The following is a 13879-nucleotide window of genomic DNA, read 5'->3' as shown; positions in this document are numbered from 1 at the left end:
CGGTATTGAAAGGTGCATATTCTTTGTCAAGAAGTTTGCAAGTGGAATCGGAGTGGTCGAATGATAAACAATTCAGTTGAAAAAGAAAATGAGCTATTGGATAAAGCATTCCATGCAAGTCCTTGCTTAATGGCTATCAGCACTATTTCAGATGGGTGTTATATAAAAGTAAATAAATGTTTTGAGGAAACAATAGGTATTTCTGCAGTTGAAGCAATCGGTCAGACTTCAGTTAACCTTAACATACTCGATACCGCAACTCGTATTAGATTTACCGAATTACTTAAAGATAAAGGAACTTTAAAAAACGTAGAAGCTAATTTCACAACTAAGAATGGGATTAGCCGTATAGGATTATTTTCAGCTGAAATAATCGATTTCAATGGCCAAAGATGTATTTTAAGTGTAGCCAATGATGTCACTGAACTAAGGAATTTCGAAAAGGAAGTTTCAAAGCTAGAAAGAATGAACTTAATAGGACAAATAGCGGCTAGTATAGGACATGAAATAAGGAATCCTATGACTACGGTGCGTGGTTATCTCCAGTTGTTGGGCGTAAAAGCTGCTTATGTAGCTGAAAAACCAACCTTCGACCTAATGATTTCAGAGCTGGATCGTGCTAATGAGATTATCACAGAATTTCTCTCGCTGGCTCAAATAAAAAAAATAAAGTTAAAATCCCAAAACCTTAACGACATCATTAGTAATTTATATCCACTAATAGAGGCGGATGCCTTTAACCAAAATAAACAAATTTCTTTCATTCCAGGGGTGATTCCCAACCAAGAATTAAATGAAAAAGAAATTTCCCAACTGGTTCTTAATTTAACCCGAAATGGGTTTGAGGCAATGGAAGAAAGAGGATACCTTACTATTAAAACTTGTGTTGAGGGTAAGAGGGTAGTTCTTTCAATTGAAGATGAGGGAAGTGGTATTCCACAAGAAAATCTTAACAAGATAGGAACGCCTTTCTTTACAACCAAAGACTATGGGACTGGGTTGGGTTTGGCAACATGCTACAAAATTGCAGAAACTCATAATGCTAAGATTCTCATCAATTCTAGTAATAGCGGGACTAAGATCTGCATACTTTTCCCTATCCTAGATAGCCTTAAGGAAATTAGCCTTGTTAGTCGGAATGATAATGCTCTAAAGTACGACATTCATATCTAATCGCTGGATCGTTCCAAGATTGGGGAAGGGTGTAAGGGCTTACTTAAAAGGAACTGGCGAAGTTAAGGAATGCTTTGGATGGGTTGAGTATGGTCAACCCTGTACGTTTTGGGTTTCTGGGGTTTTTTGGATTTTCCAAATCAGTAGGAGCATTCTTTTTAAAAGCAGCTGAAAAACCAAGCAATCTTTTCGAGTTGCTGAAAATCAACGAAAATATTATATATATTGCAAGATTATATTTATATTATTATTCAAATTCCAAAAGTGAGGTCTGGAAAATGTTTACTGTTCTAATGTACATTGTGGCTTTCGGCTTTCTTATTCTTTCGTTTATAAAGGATAAGAAAAAGACGTTCATGGCCCTGAAGAAGTCGTGGAAGTCTTTTGAAAATATTCTTCCACAATTCTTGTCGATCTTGGTGATTATAGGTATCATACTCGCAGGTTTGAGCCCTGAAGTGATCTCTGGATTAATTGGGGATAAATCTGGGTGGTGGGGAATGCTTATGGCCTCTATTGTCGGTTCAGTTACCTTAATACCCGGATTTGTGGCCTTTCCTTTAGCTTCGGCCTTGTTGAACAGCGGTGCAGGGTTTATGCAAATCGCCGTATTTATCTCAACGTTAATGATGGTTGGAATCGTGACAATCCCTCTGGAGATAAAGTATTTTGGCAGAAAGGCCACAATACTCAGGAATAGCTTAGCGTTCGTATTTTCGTTTATCGTCGCAATTGCAATCGGGGTGGTGTTGGAATGAAAATGTTACTTAAACGATACAACTATTTCTTGGGGCTGATCATCATTAATATCATCGTCTATGCTTTGTATCCATCAGTGGGTCAAAAGTCAATCGACATCACATGGAGTAATGCTAGAGAGATGATATCGATTCTTCCACCCATATTTATTCTATTGGGGCTGTTGGATGTATGGGTAAAACGAGAAACAATGATCAAATTGATGGGCGAGAAATCGGGAATCCTTGGGGTTCTAATCGGATTTTTCTTAGGTTCGGCAGCTGCTGGGCCGTTATATGCAGCGTTTCCTATAGCGGGTGTTCTCCTTCAGAAGGGGAGCAAGCTTTCTAATGTCTTAATCTTTCTCGGTGCCTGGTCAACGACTAAAATACCGATGCTTTTATTTGAGGCTTCTGCGATGGGGTGGAAGTTCATGATGACTCGGTTTCTGATTAATATTCCTGTGATTATTCTAATTGCGTATATCACTGGAAAGCTATTAAATGAAAGAGAGAAGCAGTATATATATAATAGTGCTGGTAGTATCTAATTACTCTTTGGACATAGTCAATCCCCTCCATTTTTTCATTGTTTTAATGTGTCATTGGTTAAAGCAAATTCAATCGATTATAAGAGTAAATAGCCCAATGCATTAAAGGTATATCCAATAATAAGGATTCCCACGGTTACGATTCCAGCAAATATGACAAGGAGCTTTGTTTTTACAACCTTCTTAAGCATAATCATGGACGGAAGTGACAGTGCAGTTACAGCCATCATCAAGGAAAGAGCGGTTCCTATTCCAACCCCTTTTAAGACTAAGGCTTCAGCAATGGGTAAAGTTCCGAAAATATCAGCATACATGGGTATGCCAACCATCGTTGCTACTAGGACAGAGTACCATTTGTCCTGCCCAAGTACCGTAGAAATTATGGATTCTGGGATCCAGTTATGAATGGCTGCGCCGATACCGACACCGATCAGGATATACAGCCATACTTTTTTGATGATATTAAGAACTTGATCTTTTGAGATTTCAAGTCTGTCCTTGACCGTCAGTTCTTCTTGTTCTAACTCCATCATCTTATTGCTGTAAACAAAAGGCTCCACATAGTTTTCAAGCTTTAATTTACTGATGATTGTTCCACCAATGACAGCGAGAATAAGACCTACCACGACATACGCAATCGCGATTTTCCAATTAAAAATACTGGCAAGCAATATGACGGATGCCAGATCAACCAGAGGGGATGAAATGAGGAACGAAAACGTAACGCCCAGCGGTAGCCCGGCACTTGTAAAGCCTATGAATAAGGGTATTGAAGAGCAGGAACAAAACGGCGTAACTGTCCCAAGTAAGGATCCTAATATATTTGCAGTAATGCCCTTAAAGTTGCCGAGTATTTTGCGGGTTCTTTCCGGTGGGAAAAAGCTTTGGATATATGAGATGATAAAGATCAGGACGGATAACAAGATAAATATCTTAATAACATCGTAGATAAAAAAATGAAGACTTCCACCCAGGCGATCAGATACATTCAGACCGAATATATTTTCAACTAATAGTTTAACTAAGTTGGAAATCCAATCCATTCTTAGAACTTGATTATTCAACCATTCAAAGATAAACATTTAGATCAGCTCCTAAATTTAGGTTATTAATCGCAGTTCACACAACATTGATTCAAATACTTTTCTTTATCAGCAAGTCTGCTCTGATCGATGACAAGCTGAGGGTACGACTCAAGCTCTTCAATAATGTATTTCAATGTATTAAGTAAGACCAGATTTTCAGTTTTTAAAGAATAGAAGACAAATTTTTCTTTCCGTTCATCGAGGACTAAATTCATATCCCTTAATTTAGACAGATTCTTGGATATCTTAGGCTGTGGAACCTCTAAGATACCACCAAGTTCACAAACGCAAAGATCTTGCTGATAGAGAAGTACGATGATCCGTAGTCTGGTTTCATCGGATAAAAGTTTATAGATATTCGTCAATTGATTCATTTTACTGCTCCTTAAAATAAGTATTTGCAACTTGTATTATTGACCTATGCACATATGAGTATATGTATATAATATTCCTTTCTAAGTTTGTTTGTCAAGAAGTTAATGTTTTCAAACGCCATTGACATGGTTGATCCATGAGTAGAAGTTGCTTCAAGAACCTTCGAAACTTCCGATAGAGCTTCGTCAAGACTTGTATCCGCTCCCTGGCAGCGTGTGCAAACGCTAACATCAAGAAACAAAAAATCAATGACTAGTGCTTTTTTAAAAATTTTGATTTCCTTTGAAACATCTCAGCAACCCGGGCCGCAGGAACAGCCAGCAGCAACATTTTAAATTAGCAACCATTTGAAACAACTCCTCAATCGTTATTGTCATTCGACTTTACATAAATAAAGACGCAGCACGCGAAAAAAAGACGCAATATTTTACGTCTTTTTCAACAAAATTCACAATCACTGCATTAACAAAAGGCAATCCATCTTATACCGTCGTACAAGTTGCAACGAATGACCTAATCATCCTTGTTGCGTTCACACCAATCGTGGCCTTTTTATTAGGCATTAGCGGAGTACGCATACCCTGGGAGACTCTTATTTTATCCGTTGTACTCTTTGTCGTGATACCTCTTACGGCAGGAATATTGACTCGTATCTCCGTGATTAAAAATAAAGGAGAAGACTACTTTCTTAACTCGTTTCTCCCGAAATTCAACAACATTACAGTCGCTGGGTTGTTGCTGACGCTGGTCATTATTTTCTCATTCCAAGGCAATGTTATCCTAGAAAATCCCTTACACATCTTTTTGATCGCGATCCCACTTACAATTCAGACGGTCCTGATCTTCTTTATATCTTACTTTACAGCAAGAGGTTTAAAGTTGGCCCATTGCATTGCGGCTCCTGCCGGAATGATTGGAGCCTCAAATTTTTTCGAGTTATCTGTTGCTGTTGCAATAGCTCTCTTCGGAGCGACATCGCCGGTTGCTTTAGCGACTATAGTAGGAGTGCTCGTAGAAGTGCCCGTTATGTTGATGTTGGTTAAATTTGCAAATAATACAACCCACTGGTTTCCCAAGGATAGCCTGAATTAAACGTTAAAGCTTACAGAGGGCGGAGATAAGTTGCTAGAACTTAACGTAAATCCAAAAGTAAATAATTCATGTCCAATATGCGGAAATATAGGTCAAAGGGTCAAAGACATTACTGTGGATTATCAATTAGAAAGTAAAAAAGATATAAGTTTATATGGAGACCAGTTTTTTATATGCCTAACGCCAGAATGTGAGACTGGTTATTATTCAAAAGACGGAAAAGTAATTCGCCAAGGACAATTAAAAAGCAAGATTTGGTTTAAGAAAAATGTTTCTTCCCCCATTCCTGTTTGTTATTGTGCAAACGTTATGGAAGAAGAAATTCTTTACCATGTTGCTGAGGCACAATGTTGTTCCAGTTTAGATGATATAAAAAGACACACAGGTGCAATTACAGGATGTGAATGCATAACAAAGAACCCGGCAGGTGGCTGATGTGCTTCCGTGGTGCGATCGGTGATTGCCAAAGGTTTAAGTATTAGAAATAAAAAAGACTTCTCATAAGGATTTTTTTTATTGGTCAGGCTAGTGTAGTTAATTGATCCATACCTAGAGGTACTACCCGAACAACTGTTTTTACGCCCTGATGTGCGCCAGAGGCGAACAAACTTTAAAACCTTCGATAATAACAGTTCGGACACCCCAGAGAATTTGAGTTATACCGAGCATTCCGATGATTAAAGTTTTTGATGAAAATAACTAAAACAACAACTATAGAAGCACCAAAACCTGTCCTCATGCCTGCAATTATTCCGTTTTGTACTCATGAAGGAAGCGGGTTAGGACGCTATCCATGGCACTCGTGTGAATACAGCTAAAAAAGATGTCACTAATTGGTTGGATAAAATTAACTAAAAAGGACTGATGATTAGTGTTTTGTCATCCAAATAGGAAATTATGATTAAGTCCTCTTTACAATTAAATTTACTTGACTTGGAGTTAACTCCAAGTATTATAATGGCAATGAAATAATTTCAAGGAGGTTCATTATGCTAAACTTTGATTTTTACAATCCAACACATATTGTATTTGGTAAGGACAGACTCGAGAGCATTGATAAGTATGTTCCAGCCGATGCGACTGTCTTAATAACCTATGGAGGTGGAAGTGCTAAAAGAAGTGGCCTTATCGATAAGGTTAAAACCATACTTGGTAACAGGAAAGTTTATGAATTCGGCGGTATAGAACCGAATCCTCGTTACGAAACATTAGTAAAAGCCGTAGAAGTTGTACGGAATGAGAATATTGATTTTTTGCTTGCAGTTGGTGGGGGGTCTGTTATCGACGGAACTAAATTCATAACACTTGCTTCTTATTACGAGGGAGATTCGCATGATTTGTTGAAGTACGGCATGATGTCTATTCCTTTGGATGTAGTAGGAAAAGTGGTTCCATTCGGTACCGTGCTCACTTTACCTGCAACCGGGTCTGAAATGAATAGCGGAGCTGTAATCAGCTATGAGCACGGAAAATATGCCGTTATGAGTGAGTTAGCTTTTCCTAAGTTTTCAATATTAGATCCGACCCTTACTTTTACGCTTCCCAAGACTCAGGTTGCCAATGGAGTAATTGATGCATTTGTGCATACAACTGAGCAATATCTCACATATCCTGTGGATGGTAAGTTGCAGGATCGTATAGCCGAGGGTATTTTACAAACATTGATAGAAATAAGTGAAACTACAGTTGCTGAACCCGGAAATTTTGATGCACGTGCTAATCATGTCTGGTGTGCAACTCTTGCATTGAATGGGGTAGTTGGTGCAGGGGTTCCACAGGATTGGGCGACTCATATGATCGGACATGAACTTACCGCACTATTTGGCATTGATCATGGACAGAGTTTAGCGATTGTATTGCCATCATTACTAGAGGTAAGACGCGAACAAAAACGCGCTAAACTTCTGCAATATGCAGAACGTGTATGGCATATAGAGAGTGGCAGCGAAGATGAGAAAGTAGACTTGGCAATTCTGAAAACTAGAGAATTCTTTGAAAGCCTTGGTGTAAAAACTCATCTGTCCCAATATGGCGTTGGAGCTGATAAAATACCATTTATTGTTGATCAGCTGAAGGCTCATGGGATGACAGCACTCTCGGAAACTCAGGATCTTACATTGGATATAAGCCAAAAGATTCTTGAAGGAGCAGTGTGATCATCTTCCATAACGTATGACCTTGTCTGCCAGTAACGTACGCAAGCTATAAGATAACTTCGCGTACGTTATCGTGCATATTTTCTATATATTGGTGGCTATGAATAGCCTGTACTGCTGTTTTGCCATCTGGAAAGACAGCAGTTTTTTCATGGACGAGAAAAAGATGCTGGACAAACAGCTTGCCTTCGTACTCTTATAAGATGAACGCATATAACACTCTGACTTTTTAAATGGCAGCATGGATTAGTGCTACTATTTAAAACTCTTGACTTAGAGCTGACTCCAAGTGTAATGGTATCAAATATCAGGAGGTAAATCGTATGACAATTGCAGAAGTAAGTAAAGAATTTGATCTTTCACAGGATACACTCCGCTATTATGAACGCATCGGACTGATTCCCCGTGTGAACCGCAATAAAAGCGGAATCAGGGATTATACGGAAGAAGACTGCAGGTGGGTCGAATTTATTAAATGTATGAGAAATGCAGGTCTTCCGATTGAAATGTTGATTGAGTACGTTACGCTGTTCCAACAGGGTGATGCGACCAGTAAGGCCAGAAAAGAACTTTTGGCCGAGCAGCGTAAGCAGTTAATGGCAAAAATGGAAGATATGAAGAAAACGCTAGAACGCCTGAATTATAAAATCGAAAGTTATGAACAGTCGGTGGTTGAAAAAGAAAAAGAGCTAAGAAGGTCGGAGGATTAGTTTTATGGGCAAAAATGTATTGATATTATCTGCAAGTTCAAGGAGAGGCGGAAATTCTGAGTAAAGTGGGTAATGAGCAATCAAGCGATGCAGCTTGCAAAATCAAAGGAGGATTTAGTAAGTACAAAGAAGGCCTTCGAGAACGAATCCATTCTGTCAGCAAATAGAAAGTGCCAAACTTATGAAAGAGAATAATGTTCAAATGGAATCCTGGGCGGGACCCATATTGTAAACTAATAAATCTATAGTAGTGAGCAAAGGCTAACAATCGATTTGAAGGAGTGGAAATATGAGCAGAGACTGTCATTTTATTAATGTTTCACTTCCTTTAACTGATAATGGCAATTTGTTTTTTATTAATAACGAACTTCTACCGGAGTTCCTATGGTTATCGCGTCTTCATAGACTATAGAATCATAGGCCAGGACCGTCACTCCTTTTTCAATTGCAAGCTTCAGCGCCTTTGCAAAGCCCGGATCCCTTAACTCATAGGGTGTAAAATATTTTATGCCCTTCATCTGAATGAGAAAGAAAATGAAACCTGCATACCCTTCTTCAACAGCTTTGATCATTTCATAAATATGCTTGCAGCCCCTCTGAGTAGGAGCATCTGGGAACATGGCAATACCATCGGTTTCAAGAGTTACACCTTTTACTTCTATAAACCCTCTCTGATCTTTAGTTTCAAAGTACAAATCAAATCTTGAATTACCGTAAACAATCTCTTTGGACAGCTTTGTAACATAACGAATTTCCTTGATTTTTCCATCCTTTATACCATGATATACAACCATATTGGGGATTTGTGAATCGATATTGATCAGGACATCTCCTTTATATGCGGCTATAATTGAGTACTTTGTCTTCCGCATCGAGCTTTTTGCTTCTTCCAAAATCACCGTAGTTCCTTCCTGTAGTATCTCTCTGCACCGTCCCGTATTTTTAACATGAACAATTTCTTCCTTATTGTCAACTATCACATGAGCAATAAATCTATTAGGCCGTCTTATAAATTTAGCAACTTTAGCGGATGTATACTTCAATGCTTGCACCCCCTTTATCTATTAAATCATGGCCTTCCCTGATATTCTTGTATTTTTTCTAGAATGAGAATACCGCTATTAACTTCCGTTGTTGATGAAAGATTATGTATCAAAGAAGGGACTTTTGTTGCTACTTCATTCCAACCCATACCTTTGTGATCCAAGCGTTCATAAATGTATTAGTATTCTTCTTGACTTACGACTGATTCATCAGGAGTAATTTGAGTAATATCCCTTTAAGAAAGGGTGGATTACCTTTATAATATTGTATCAGATTCCACAATTACAAGAAGCTGGTCTTTATTTTTGGAGTTAGTGTATCGCTGATCCTACTGAATAGGATAATGATCTATTGGAAATATAATCCAAAGTATTCAAATAAACATTTGCACATCATGCTGATTTTCGCTATAATCAAACTAGTTGAATAACAGAAGATAGAGGTGGGTCAAACAAGAGTAGCTAAGATGAGGTTGGAGAGAAACCTTTGATCCTTAGCGAAAGGGGATGGCTCCGAAGGGTGGATTTCTCTTAAATCCATGCCTGGTTCCCGGATTAAGAGTCCTTGAACTGTCACCGTTTTTCGGTGAAGAGCTATCGTTTTGTGTGCATTATTTAATTATTAATTATTTTAATTATTTAATTTTGTTTAAAACAAGGCGTTAGTTTAATCTACGCCTTGTTTTTTATGTTTTGTAACAAAAATTATAGTATGGAGGTTATCATGGCAAACGTATCGTAGTTGGTGGGGGTTGTCCGTAAATATAACTAATCTGGCTGAATACTGATAAAACCTAAGCTGATAAGTTAGACGCTCGAATAAAGCAAAAACATATTAAGAGTAATAAAAGGTAAGGAGTGGGAATATGTCATTTGGAAGAATTCTAACTGCTATGGTCACACCCATGAATGAGTGTTTAGAAGTTGATTATGAAGAAGCAAAGCATTTAGCTTTACACTTGGTTAAACATGGGAATGATGGTATTGTCGTCGCAGGGACAACTGGGGAGTCTCCGACAATTTCAACTGAAGAAAAAATTGAATTATTCAAGGTGGTTAAAGAGACCGTTGGATCACGGGCTATGGTTATTGCAGGAATAGGCTCAAATACGACTGAGGCAAGTGTAGCGTTAGCCAAAAAAGCTGCAGCAGTCGGAGTAGACGGGCTGATGGCGGTCGTACCCTATTATAACAAACCGTCACAAGAGGGTTTATATCAGCATTTCCGTAAAATAGCCGATGCGACCCCGCTACCCCTAATGCTTTACAATATTCCGAGCAGATCTTCCGTCAATATGCTCCCGGAAACCGTGCTCAGACTCAGCGAAATCCCCAACATAACAGCGCTTAAGGAAGCGTGCGGAATGATGGATCAGGTCAGCGAACTAAAACGCATTCTGCCTGAGAACTTTGCCATCTATAGCGGCGATGACTCTCAAACTTTGCCGATGCTGGCTTTGGGCTGCACTGGTATCATCAGCGTGGCAGGACACGTCATTGGTGACGAAATGAAAAGCATGCTCGACGCGTGGTTTGCGGGGGATACTCAAACGGCTTTAAAATGGCATTTGAAGCTTCTTCCCATGTTCAAGGGAATTTTCGTTACCACAAACCCTGTACCGATCAAATACCTGTTAAAGTATCACGGGATTAAGGCTGGCGGAGTAAGACTCCCTTTGGTCGATGCTATCGAAAAAGAAAAAGCTTTTTTAGATGATTTATACTGCCAAATTAAAGGTTAATACCCTTTATCCATCAACTAATGCCAGTCAATATACTTCCTTGTTAAGTCTATCCCAACCCATAAATAAACACTCACCTTTTTGAGTAAAAGGTGAGTGTTTATCTGTAATGCGAAGTTGGTAAATAGGGGTTTTAGCTGCAACTGAAAACCTTTTACGTAGAGATTGTAGATACTTATTTGCAAATGGGGTGGCAGGGGAAGATTTTACTGAAGTAGAGGGACGTTATGGCACGTTTAGCAGCCTTAGGGCCGAATATCGTGTACAGACGTATGCTTGGCGTGGGGTGTTTCTCGCGACAAGGTGGCCTATAAGCCGGTCTTTATTATTCTATCAATTCACCCTACATAGTAATTTATAGCTCTTTCAACGTGACAGGGCACGATGGTGTTACTTCAATGTGAGTTTTTGGAGTTATAAGTTTCCTCGAACGCAGCACGTGGAGACCTGTGTACTGCTATATCACAAGGATTATTCGGTAGGGGAAAAGGGCAAGAAGGTTTCGGTTGAGGTTGGAATGAATAAGTAAAGTTGAATAATCCATTTATATTAAAGGGCATCTGCTGGATTATTAAGGCAGGTGCTTTTTAATATGGGTGATATTAAAAGGATTTGTCAAAAGAGTATTGAATTATCTATACTAATAGGTCTTATGGGGTTATGCTATAAAGGAAGTATATGGGGCAAAGCTTATTCCATAAAAATGTCAATTAGTTGTGGTAGAATGATAAGAGTCTTAAACGGAGTTAAATTGGAGGAAATATAAGTGGCAAGTGATAATCAAGAGCTAGAGTTGGCTATGGCCTTCGTTATACAGCCGCCGGATTCGTTTGTATTGGTCGAGTTCAATGGCCATGCTCTCCGACCTCCTCTGTTTTCCCCGGGGAAACAGGGTCCCAACTAGCTTTAGCGAATCCTGCAAATCTCAAAAGAGACTGTGTACACTGCCTAAGCATCGGTAAGATTATCTGCCTGTCTTCTAATGTAAGTGTCGCTAACAGACCTTCTGCCTCGCCCGTCAGTCTAAAGAGCATGGTTAAAAGATGGCGTAGTTTTTGTAACGCCACTAACTTGGGGCTTAAGTCTTGAGCTTTAGAACGCCTAGATTTCTCGGTGGTCGCCAGCCATCCGAGAGTGTCCTGAGGGTTTTCCAAGACGGCTCTTTTTACTTCATGGGGAGTCTGAGGGTTGTTGTAGGTTGTAACGAGTCGTTCAACGGCGGATTTTGGCAAATGCTCTGTGATCACTTTGCACGCAAAGGTTTGCTGCACATCGCCAGGCATTCGAGCGATTTCCTGTGCAGTATGGGAGCACATCTGTCCCGCCTGAACTAACTCCACGACACTGGTGACGAGTCGATCGGTCAAAGCTAGGCGTTTGTTAACCCAACTGACCGAACGCCCAAGCATAAAGGCTACCTCGGTCTGGGTCTGCCGATGCTTCAAGCAGAGTTCTTTGAGTAAGAGTCCTTCACTCAGAGCATTCGGGCTTTGCTTAAGAGACGACAATAGCAAAGCTAGGCTGGTTGCTTCTGGTGCCTCTAAGCGTTCCATTACCACCGCCCGGACTGTGTTCTGTCTCATCCTCGTCAGGACCATTCGTTCGCATTCACCCGCTATGACGTGGTAATGCCCATCATCACAACGGCGTACCACCAACGGGTGGATGAGTCCATACTCGCGTATTGCCTTCTCACAGCGTTCCAGTTCTCGATTGCCCACCGAAATTGCGAGGACATTGTTTCCTTGGATGGCTTTTACGGGGATTTCTTCAAGTTTACTACGCTCTATATCCATTGTTGCACCTCCTTAGCTTTAAATTAGCAAGTAACTTGGTGCAACGCTCTATTTTACAAAAATATTAAGGCGATTTTGCCTATACAAGAAAGCGATTTGTATCTGTCCAGTATTGATACGCTAACCAACTGCCGAATTCTGGCGGAGCAGGGAACGGTCATCAAAAAGAAGAAGCAGTATCTTCTAATAATCCATCATCGTCAGATTACCATCGAGTGTCCCATTCTACGTATAGACAATGGTAGCTACCAGATGATCTGGCCGTCCTTCAAACTCCCCAATCGTCCCTATCCTGTGTTTGTGTATCTCAATGCTGTAGCATGGTATCTCTCTAGTGGGGAAAGTATGCGATCAACTGCCCAAAAGGTCGTTCATTTCTTTGGGCTATCCACCTTCAGCCACTCCACCCTTTGTCGTTTTTTGCCAAAGCTTTACCCGATCATGCCCTACCTTATTCAGTATGGGGCCCAGATCATCAAGGACTGGGGCGCTACCACTTCTCGAGTTGTTCCTCGAAAACATTGGGATAAGCAACTGTGCGTATTGGCTGGACAATTGAATGAACTCCTTGGGGCTACGCTGACCGTGCCATGAACTCTTTCAGTTCCTCATCGCTGAATACACTTACTTCTTGGGGAAGACGATTATTTAAATTGACGGTCGATATTTTAAGTGTTATATTCATCTTGCTGATGGTTTTATTGGGTGATAATGGATTTTTTGCTCGCAACAAAAATCTACCATTTTTCTACCGAATTTTCCATCAGTTTTTTTATATCACAGCTTTGGTCCCCATATTAATGAGCATAAAAAGAAAAAAGACCACTTTGTGGTCTCCGATTGAATGAGCATTGGGTACCATTTTGGTATCCTTTGAAGTGAGCGAATCCATCGATAAGCCCATGCAGGGGCATAACCTGATGCAAGCCATTGCAAGAGTCAATCGAGTATTTCGAGAGAAACAAGGTGGACTTATTGTCGACTATATTGGTATTGCAGAAAAATTAAAAGAAGCACTATCCTAATATACGGAGAGCGATAAGAAAACAACTGGTGTAGATACAGAAGAAGCAGCATATGCCATGCTTGAAAGGCACGATCTGATTAAGGAAATGCTTCATGGGCATGACTACAGCAAATTCTTTACGGGTAAACCAAGCGAGAAAATGCAAGCAATCGTTGAAACGATGGACTTTATTATTGAGCTTCGTGAAAATAGAAAAGATGATTATATCAAGCTAGTTACTGAAATGGCTAGAGCCTATTCGCTATGTGCTACAACAGAATGGTAGGCCTTTTTACGACTAAATAGAGGTAATTGTTATGTACATAACTTTCCCAGCAGATGAAAAGGTCAAGGCGCGACTAGACGCTATTTGTAAATCGCTCAACATTTCCCTAGAAGAATGGTTTGGGACG

The 13879-nt window shown here is 39.8% G+C and carries 13 protein-coding genes, 2 pseudogenes and 1 riboswitch; of the genes and pseudogenes, 10 read left to right on the top strand and 5 right to left on the bottom strand.

Features of this window, described 5'->3' with window-relative positions; translation table 11 throughout:
* Positions 1-60 precede the first annotated feature (60 nt).
* The 3 genes from ACYQ3Q_RS01880 to ACYQ3Q_RS01870 all read left to right on the top strand — a co-directional run bounded on the left by ACYQ3Q_RS01880 (position 61) and on the right by ACYQ3Q_RS01870 (position 2461).
* Entirely contained in the window at positions 61-1173 is a 1113-nt protein-coding gene (locus ACYQ3Q_RS01880; RefSeq protein ID WP_459926973.1) for a two-component system sensor histidine kinase NtrB, read from the top strand.
* A 278-nt stretch (positions 1174-1451) separates the two neighbouring features.
* On the top strand, positions 1452-1931 hold the full coding sequence (locus tag ACYQ3Q_RS01875) for a permease (protein ID WP_459926972.1): 480 nt from the start codon (positions 1452-1454) through the stop codon (positions 1929-1931).
* On the top strand, positions 1928-2461 hold the full coding sequence (locus ACYQ3Q_RS01870; protein ID WP_459926971.1) for a permease: 534 nt from the start codon (positions 1928-1930) through the stop codon (positions 2459-2461). Before ACYQ3Q_RS01875 ends, ACYQ3Q_RS01870 begins: the two co-directional genes overlap by 4 nt.
* Before the next feature lie 77 nt (positions 2462-2538).
* Here the strand turns inward: ACYQ3Q_RS01870 and ACYQ3Q_RS01865 are convergent, their stop codons facing one another.
* From ACYQ3Q_RS01865 to ACYQ3Q_RS01855, 3 genes are read right to left on the bottom strand one after another with little or no spacing between them, the layout of a single operon-like run.
* Positions 2539-3543, bottom strand: a complete 1005-nt coding sequence (locus ACYQ3Q_RS01865; protein ID WP_459926970.1) for a permease — start codon at positions 3541-3543, stop codon at positions 2539-2541.
* 26 nt (positions 3544-3569) lie between these two features.
* On the bottom strand, positions 3570-3920 hold the full coding sequence (locus ACYQ3Q_RS01860) for an ArsR/SmtB family transcription factor (RefSeq protein ID WP_459926969.1): 351 nt from the start codon (positions 3918-3920) through the stop codon (positions 3570-3572).
* 44 nt (positions 3921-3964) lie between these two features.
* On the bottom strand, positions 3965-4171 hold the full coding sequence (locus ACYQ3Q_RS01855) for a DUF2703 domain-containing protein (RefSeq protein ID WP_459927184.1): 207 nt from the start codon (positions 4169-4171) through the stop codon (positions 3965-3967).
* A gap of 197 nt (positions 4172-4368) precedes the next feature.
* On the opposite strand from ACYQ3Q_RS01855, the pseudogene ACYQ3Q_RS01850 reads away from it, so the two are divergent.
* The 4 genes and pseudogenes from ACYQ3Q_RS01850 to ACYQ3Q_RS01835 form a co-directional block, all read left to right on the top strand.
* Positions 4369-5013, top strand: a pseudogene (locus tag ACYQ3Q_RS01850) (arsenic resistance protein); the annotation flags it as partial.
* A gap of 30 nt (positions 5014-5043) precedes the next feature.
* A complete protein-coding gene (locus tag ACYQ3Q_RS01845) occupies positions 5044-5517 on the top strand; it encodes a (2Fe-2S)-binding protein (protein WP_459926968.1) in 474 nt (157 codons plus the stop codon).
* A gap of 485 nt (positions 5518-6002) precedes the next feature.
* Complete coding sequence (locus ACYQ3Q_RS01840; protein WP_459926967.1) at positions 6003-7169, top strand: iron-containing alcohol dehydrogenase; 1167 nt, start codon at positions 6003-6005, stop codon at positions 7167-7169.
* 323 nt (positions 7170-7492) lie between these two features.
* Positions 7493-7879: a MerR family transcriptional regulator gene (locus ACYQ3Q_RS01835; RefSeq protein WP_459926966.1), complete on the top strand. Its 387-nt coding sequence runs from the start codon at positions 7493-7495 to the stop codon at positions 7877-7879.
* A 356-nt stretch (positions 7880-8235) separates the two neighbouring features.
* Here the strand turns inward: ACYQ3Q_RS01835 and sfsA are convergent, their stop codons facing one another.
* A complete protein-coding gene (sfsA, locus tag ACYQ3Q_RS01830; protein ID WP_459926965.1) occupies positions 8236-8922 on the bottom strand; it encodes a DNA/RNA nuclease SfsA in 687 nt (228 codons plus the stop codon).
* 430 nt (positions 8923-9352) lie between these two features.
* A riboswitch (Lysine riboswitch) is annotated at positions 9353-9527 on the top strand.
* Positions 9528-9788: 261 nt separating this feature from the next.
* Here sfsA and dapA point away from each other — a divergent pair.
* Complete coding sequence (dapA, locus tag ACYQ3Q_RS01825; RefSeq protein ID WP_459926964.1) at positions 9789-10664, top strand: 4-hydroxy-tetrahydrodipicolinate synthase; 876 nt, start codon at positions 9789-9791, stop codon at positions 10662-10664.
* 845 nt (positions 10665-11509) lie between these two features.
* Here dapA and ACYQ3Q_RS01820 read toward each other — a convergent pair.
* Positions 11510-12460, bottom strand: a complete 951-nt coding sequence (locus ACYQ3Q_RS01820) for a ParB/RepB/Spo0J family partition protein (protein WP_459926963.1) — start codon at positions 12458-12460, stop codon at positions 11510-11512.
* A gap of 75 nt (positions 12461-12535) precedes the next feature.
* Between ACYQ3Q_RS01820 and ACYQ3Q_RS01815 the strand changes: the two genes are divergently transcribed.
* Positions 12536-13054 carry a hypothetical protein gene (locus ACYQ3Q_RS01815; protein WP_459926962.1) on the top strand — a complete coding sequence of 173 codons (519 nt, stop codon included), beginning with the start codon at positions 12536-12538 and terminating at the stop codon, positions 13052-13054.
* A gap of 296 nt (positions 13055-13350) precedes the next feature.
* A pseudogene (locus ACYQ3Q_RS01810) lies at positions 13351-13746 on the top strand (type I restriction enzyme endonuclease domain-containing protein); the annotation flags it as partial.
* Positions 13747-13879 lie beyond the last annotated feature (133 nt).

The sequence above is a fragment of the Desulfosporosinus burensis genome, from assembly GCF_054657535.1.
This window is presented reverse-complemented; position numbering and strand designations above follow the sequence as displayed.

Excerpts from the sequence above, each read along its gene's own strand:
- ACYQ3Q_RS01880 (WP_459926973.1), top strand. The coding sequence starts at position 61 with ATGATAAACAATTCAGTTGAAAAAGAAAATGAGCTATTGGATAAAGCA.
- ACYQ3Q_RS01875 (WP_459926972.1), top strand. The coding sequence starts at position 1,452 with ATGTTTACTGTTCTAATGTACATTGTGGCTTTCGGCTTTCTTATTCTT.
- ACYQ3Q_RS01870 (WP_459926971.1), top strand. The coding sequence starts at position 1,928 with ATGAAAATGTTACTTAAACGATACAACTATTTCTTGGGGCTGATCATC.
- ACYQ3Q_RS01865 (WP_459926970.1), bottom strand. The coding sequence starts at position 3,543 with ATGTTTATCTTTGAATGGTTGAATAATCAAGTTCTAAGAATGGATTGG.
- ACYQ3Q_RS01860 (WP_459926969.1), bottom strand. The coding sequence starts at position 3,920 with ATGAATCAATTGACGAATATCTATAAACTTTTATCCGATGAAACCAGA.
- ACYQ3Q_RS01840 (WP_459926967.1), top strand. The coding sequence starts at position 6,003 with ATGCTAAACTTTGATTTTTACAATCCAACACATATTGTATTTGGTAAG.
- ACYQ3Q_RS01835 (WP_459926966.1), top strand. The coding sequence starts at position 7,493 with ATGACAATTGCAGAAGTAAGTAAAGAATTTGATCTTTCACAGGATACA.
- dapA (WP_459926964.1), top strand. The coding sequence starts at position 9,789 with ATGTCATTTGGAAGAATTCTAACTGCTATGGTCACACCCATGAATGAG.
- ACYQ3Q_RS01820 (WP_459926963.1), bottom strand. The coding sequence starts at position 12,460 with ATGGATATAGAGCGTAGTAAACTTGAAGAAATCCCCGTAAAAGCCATC.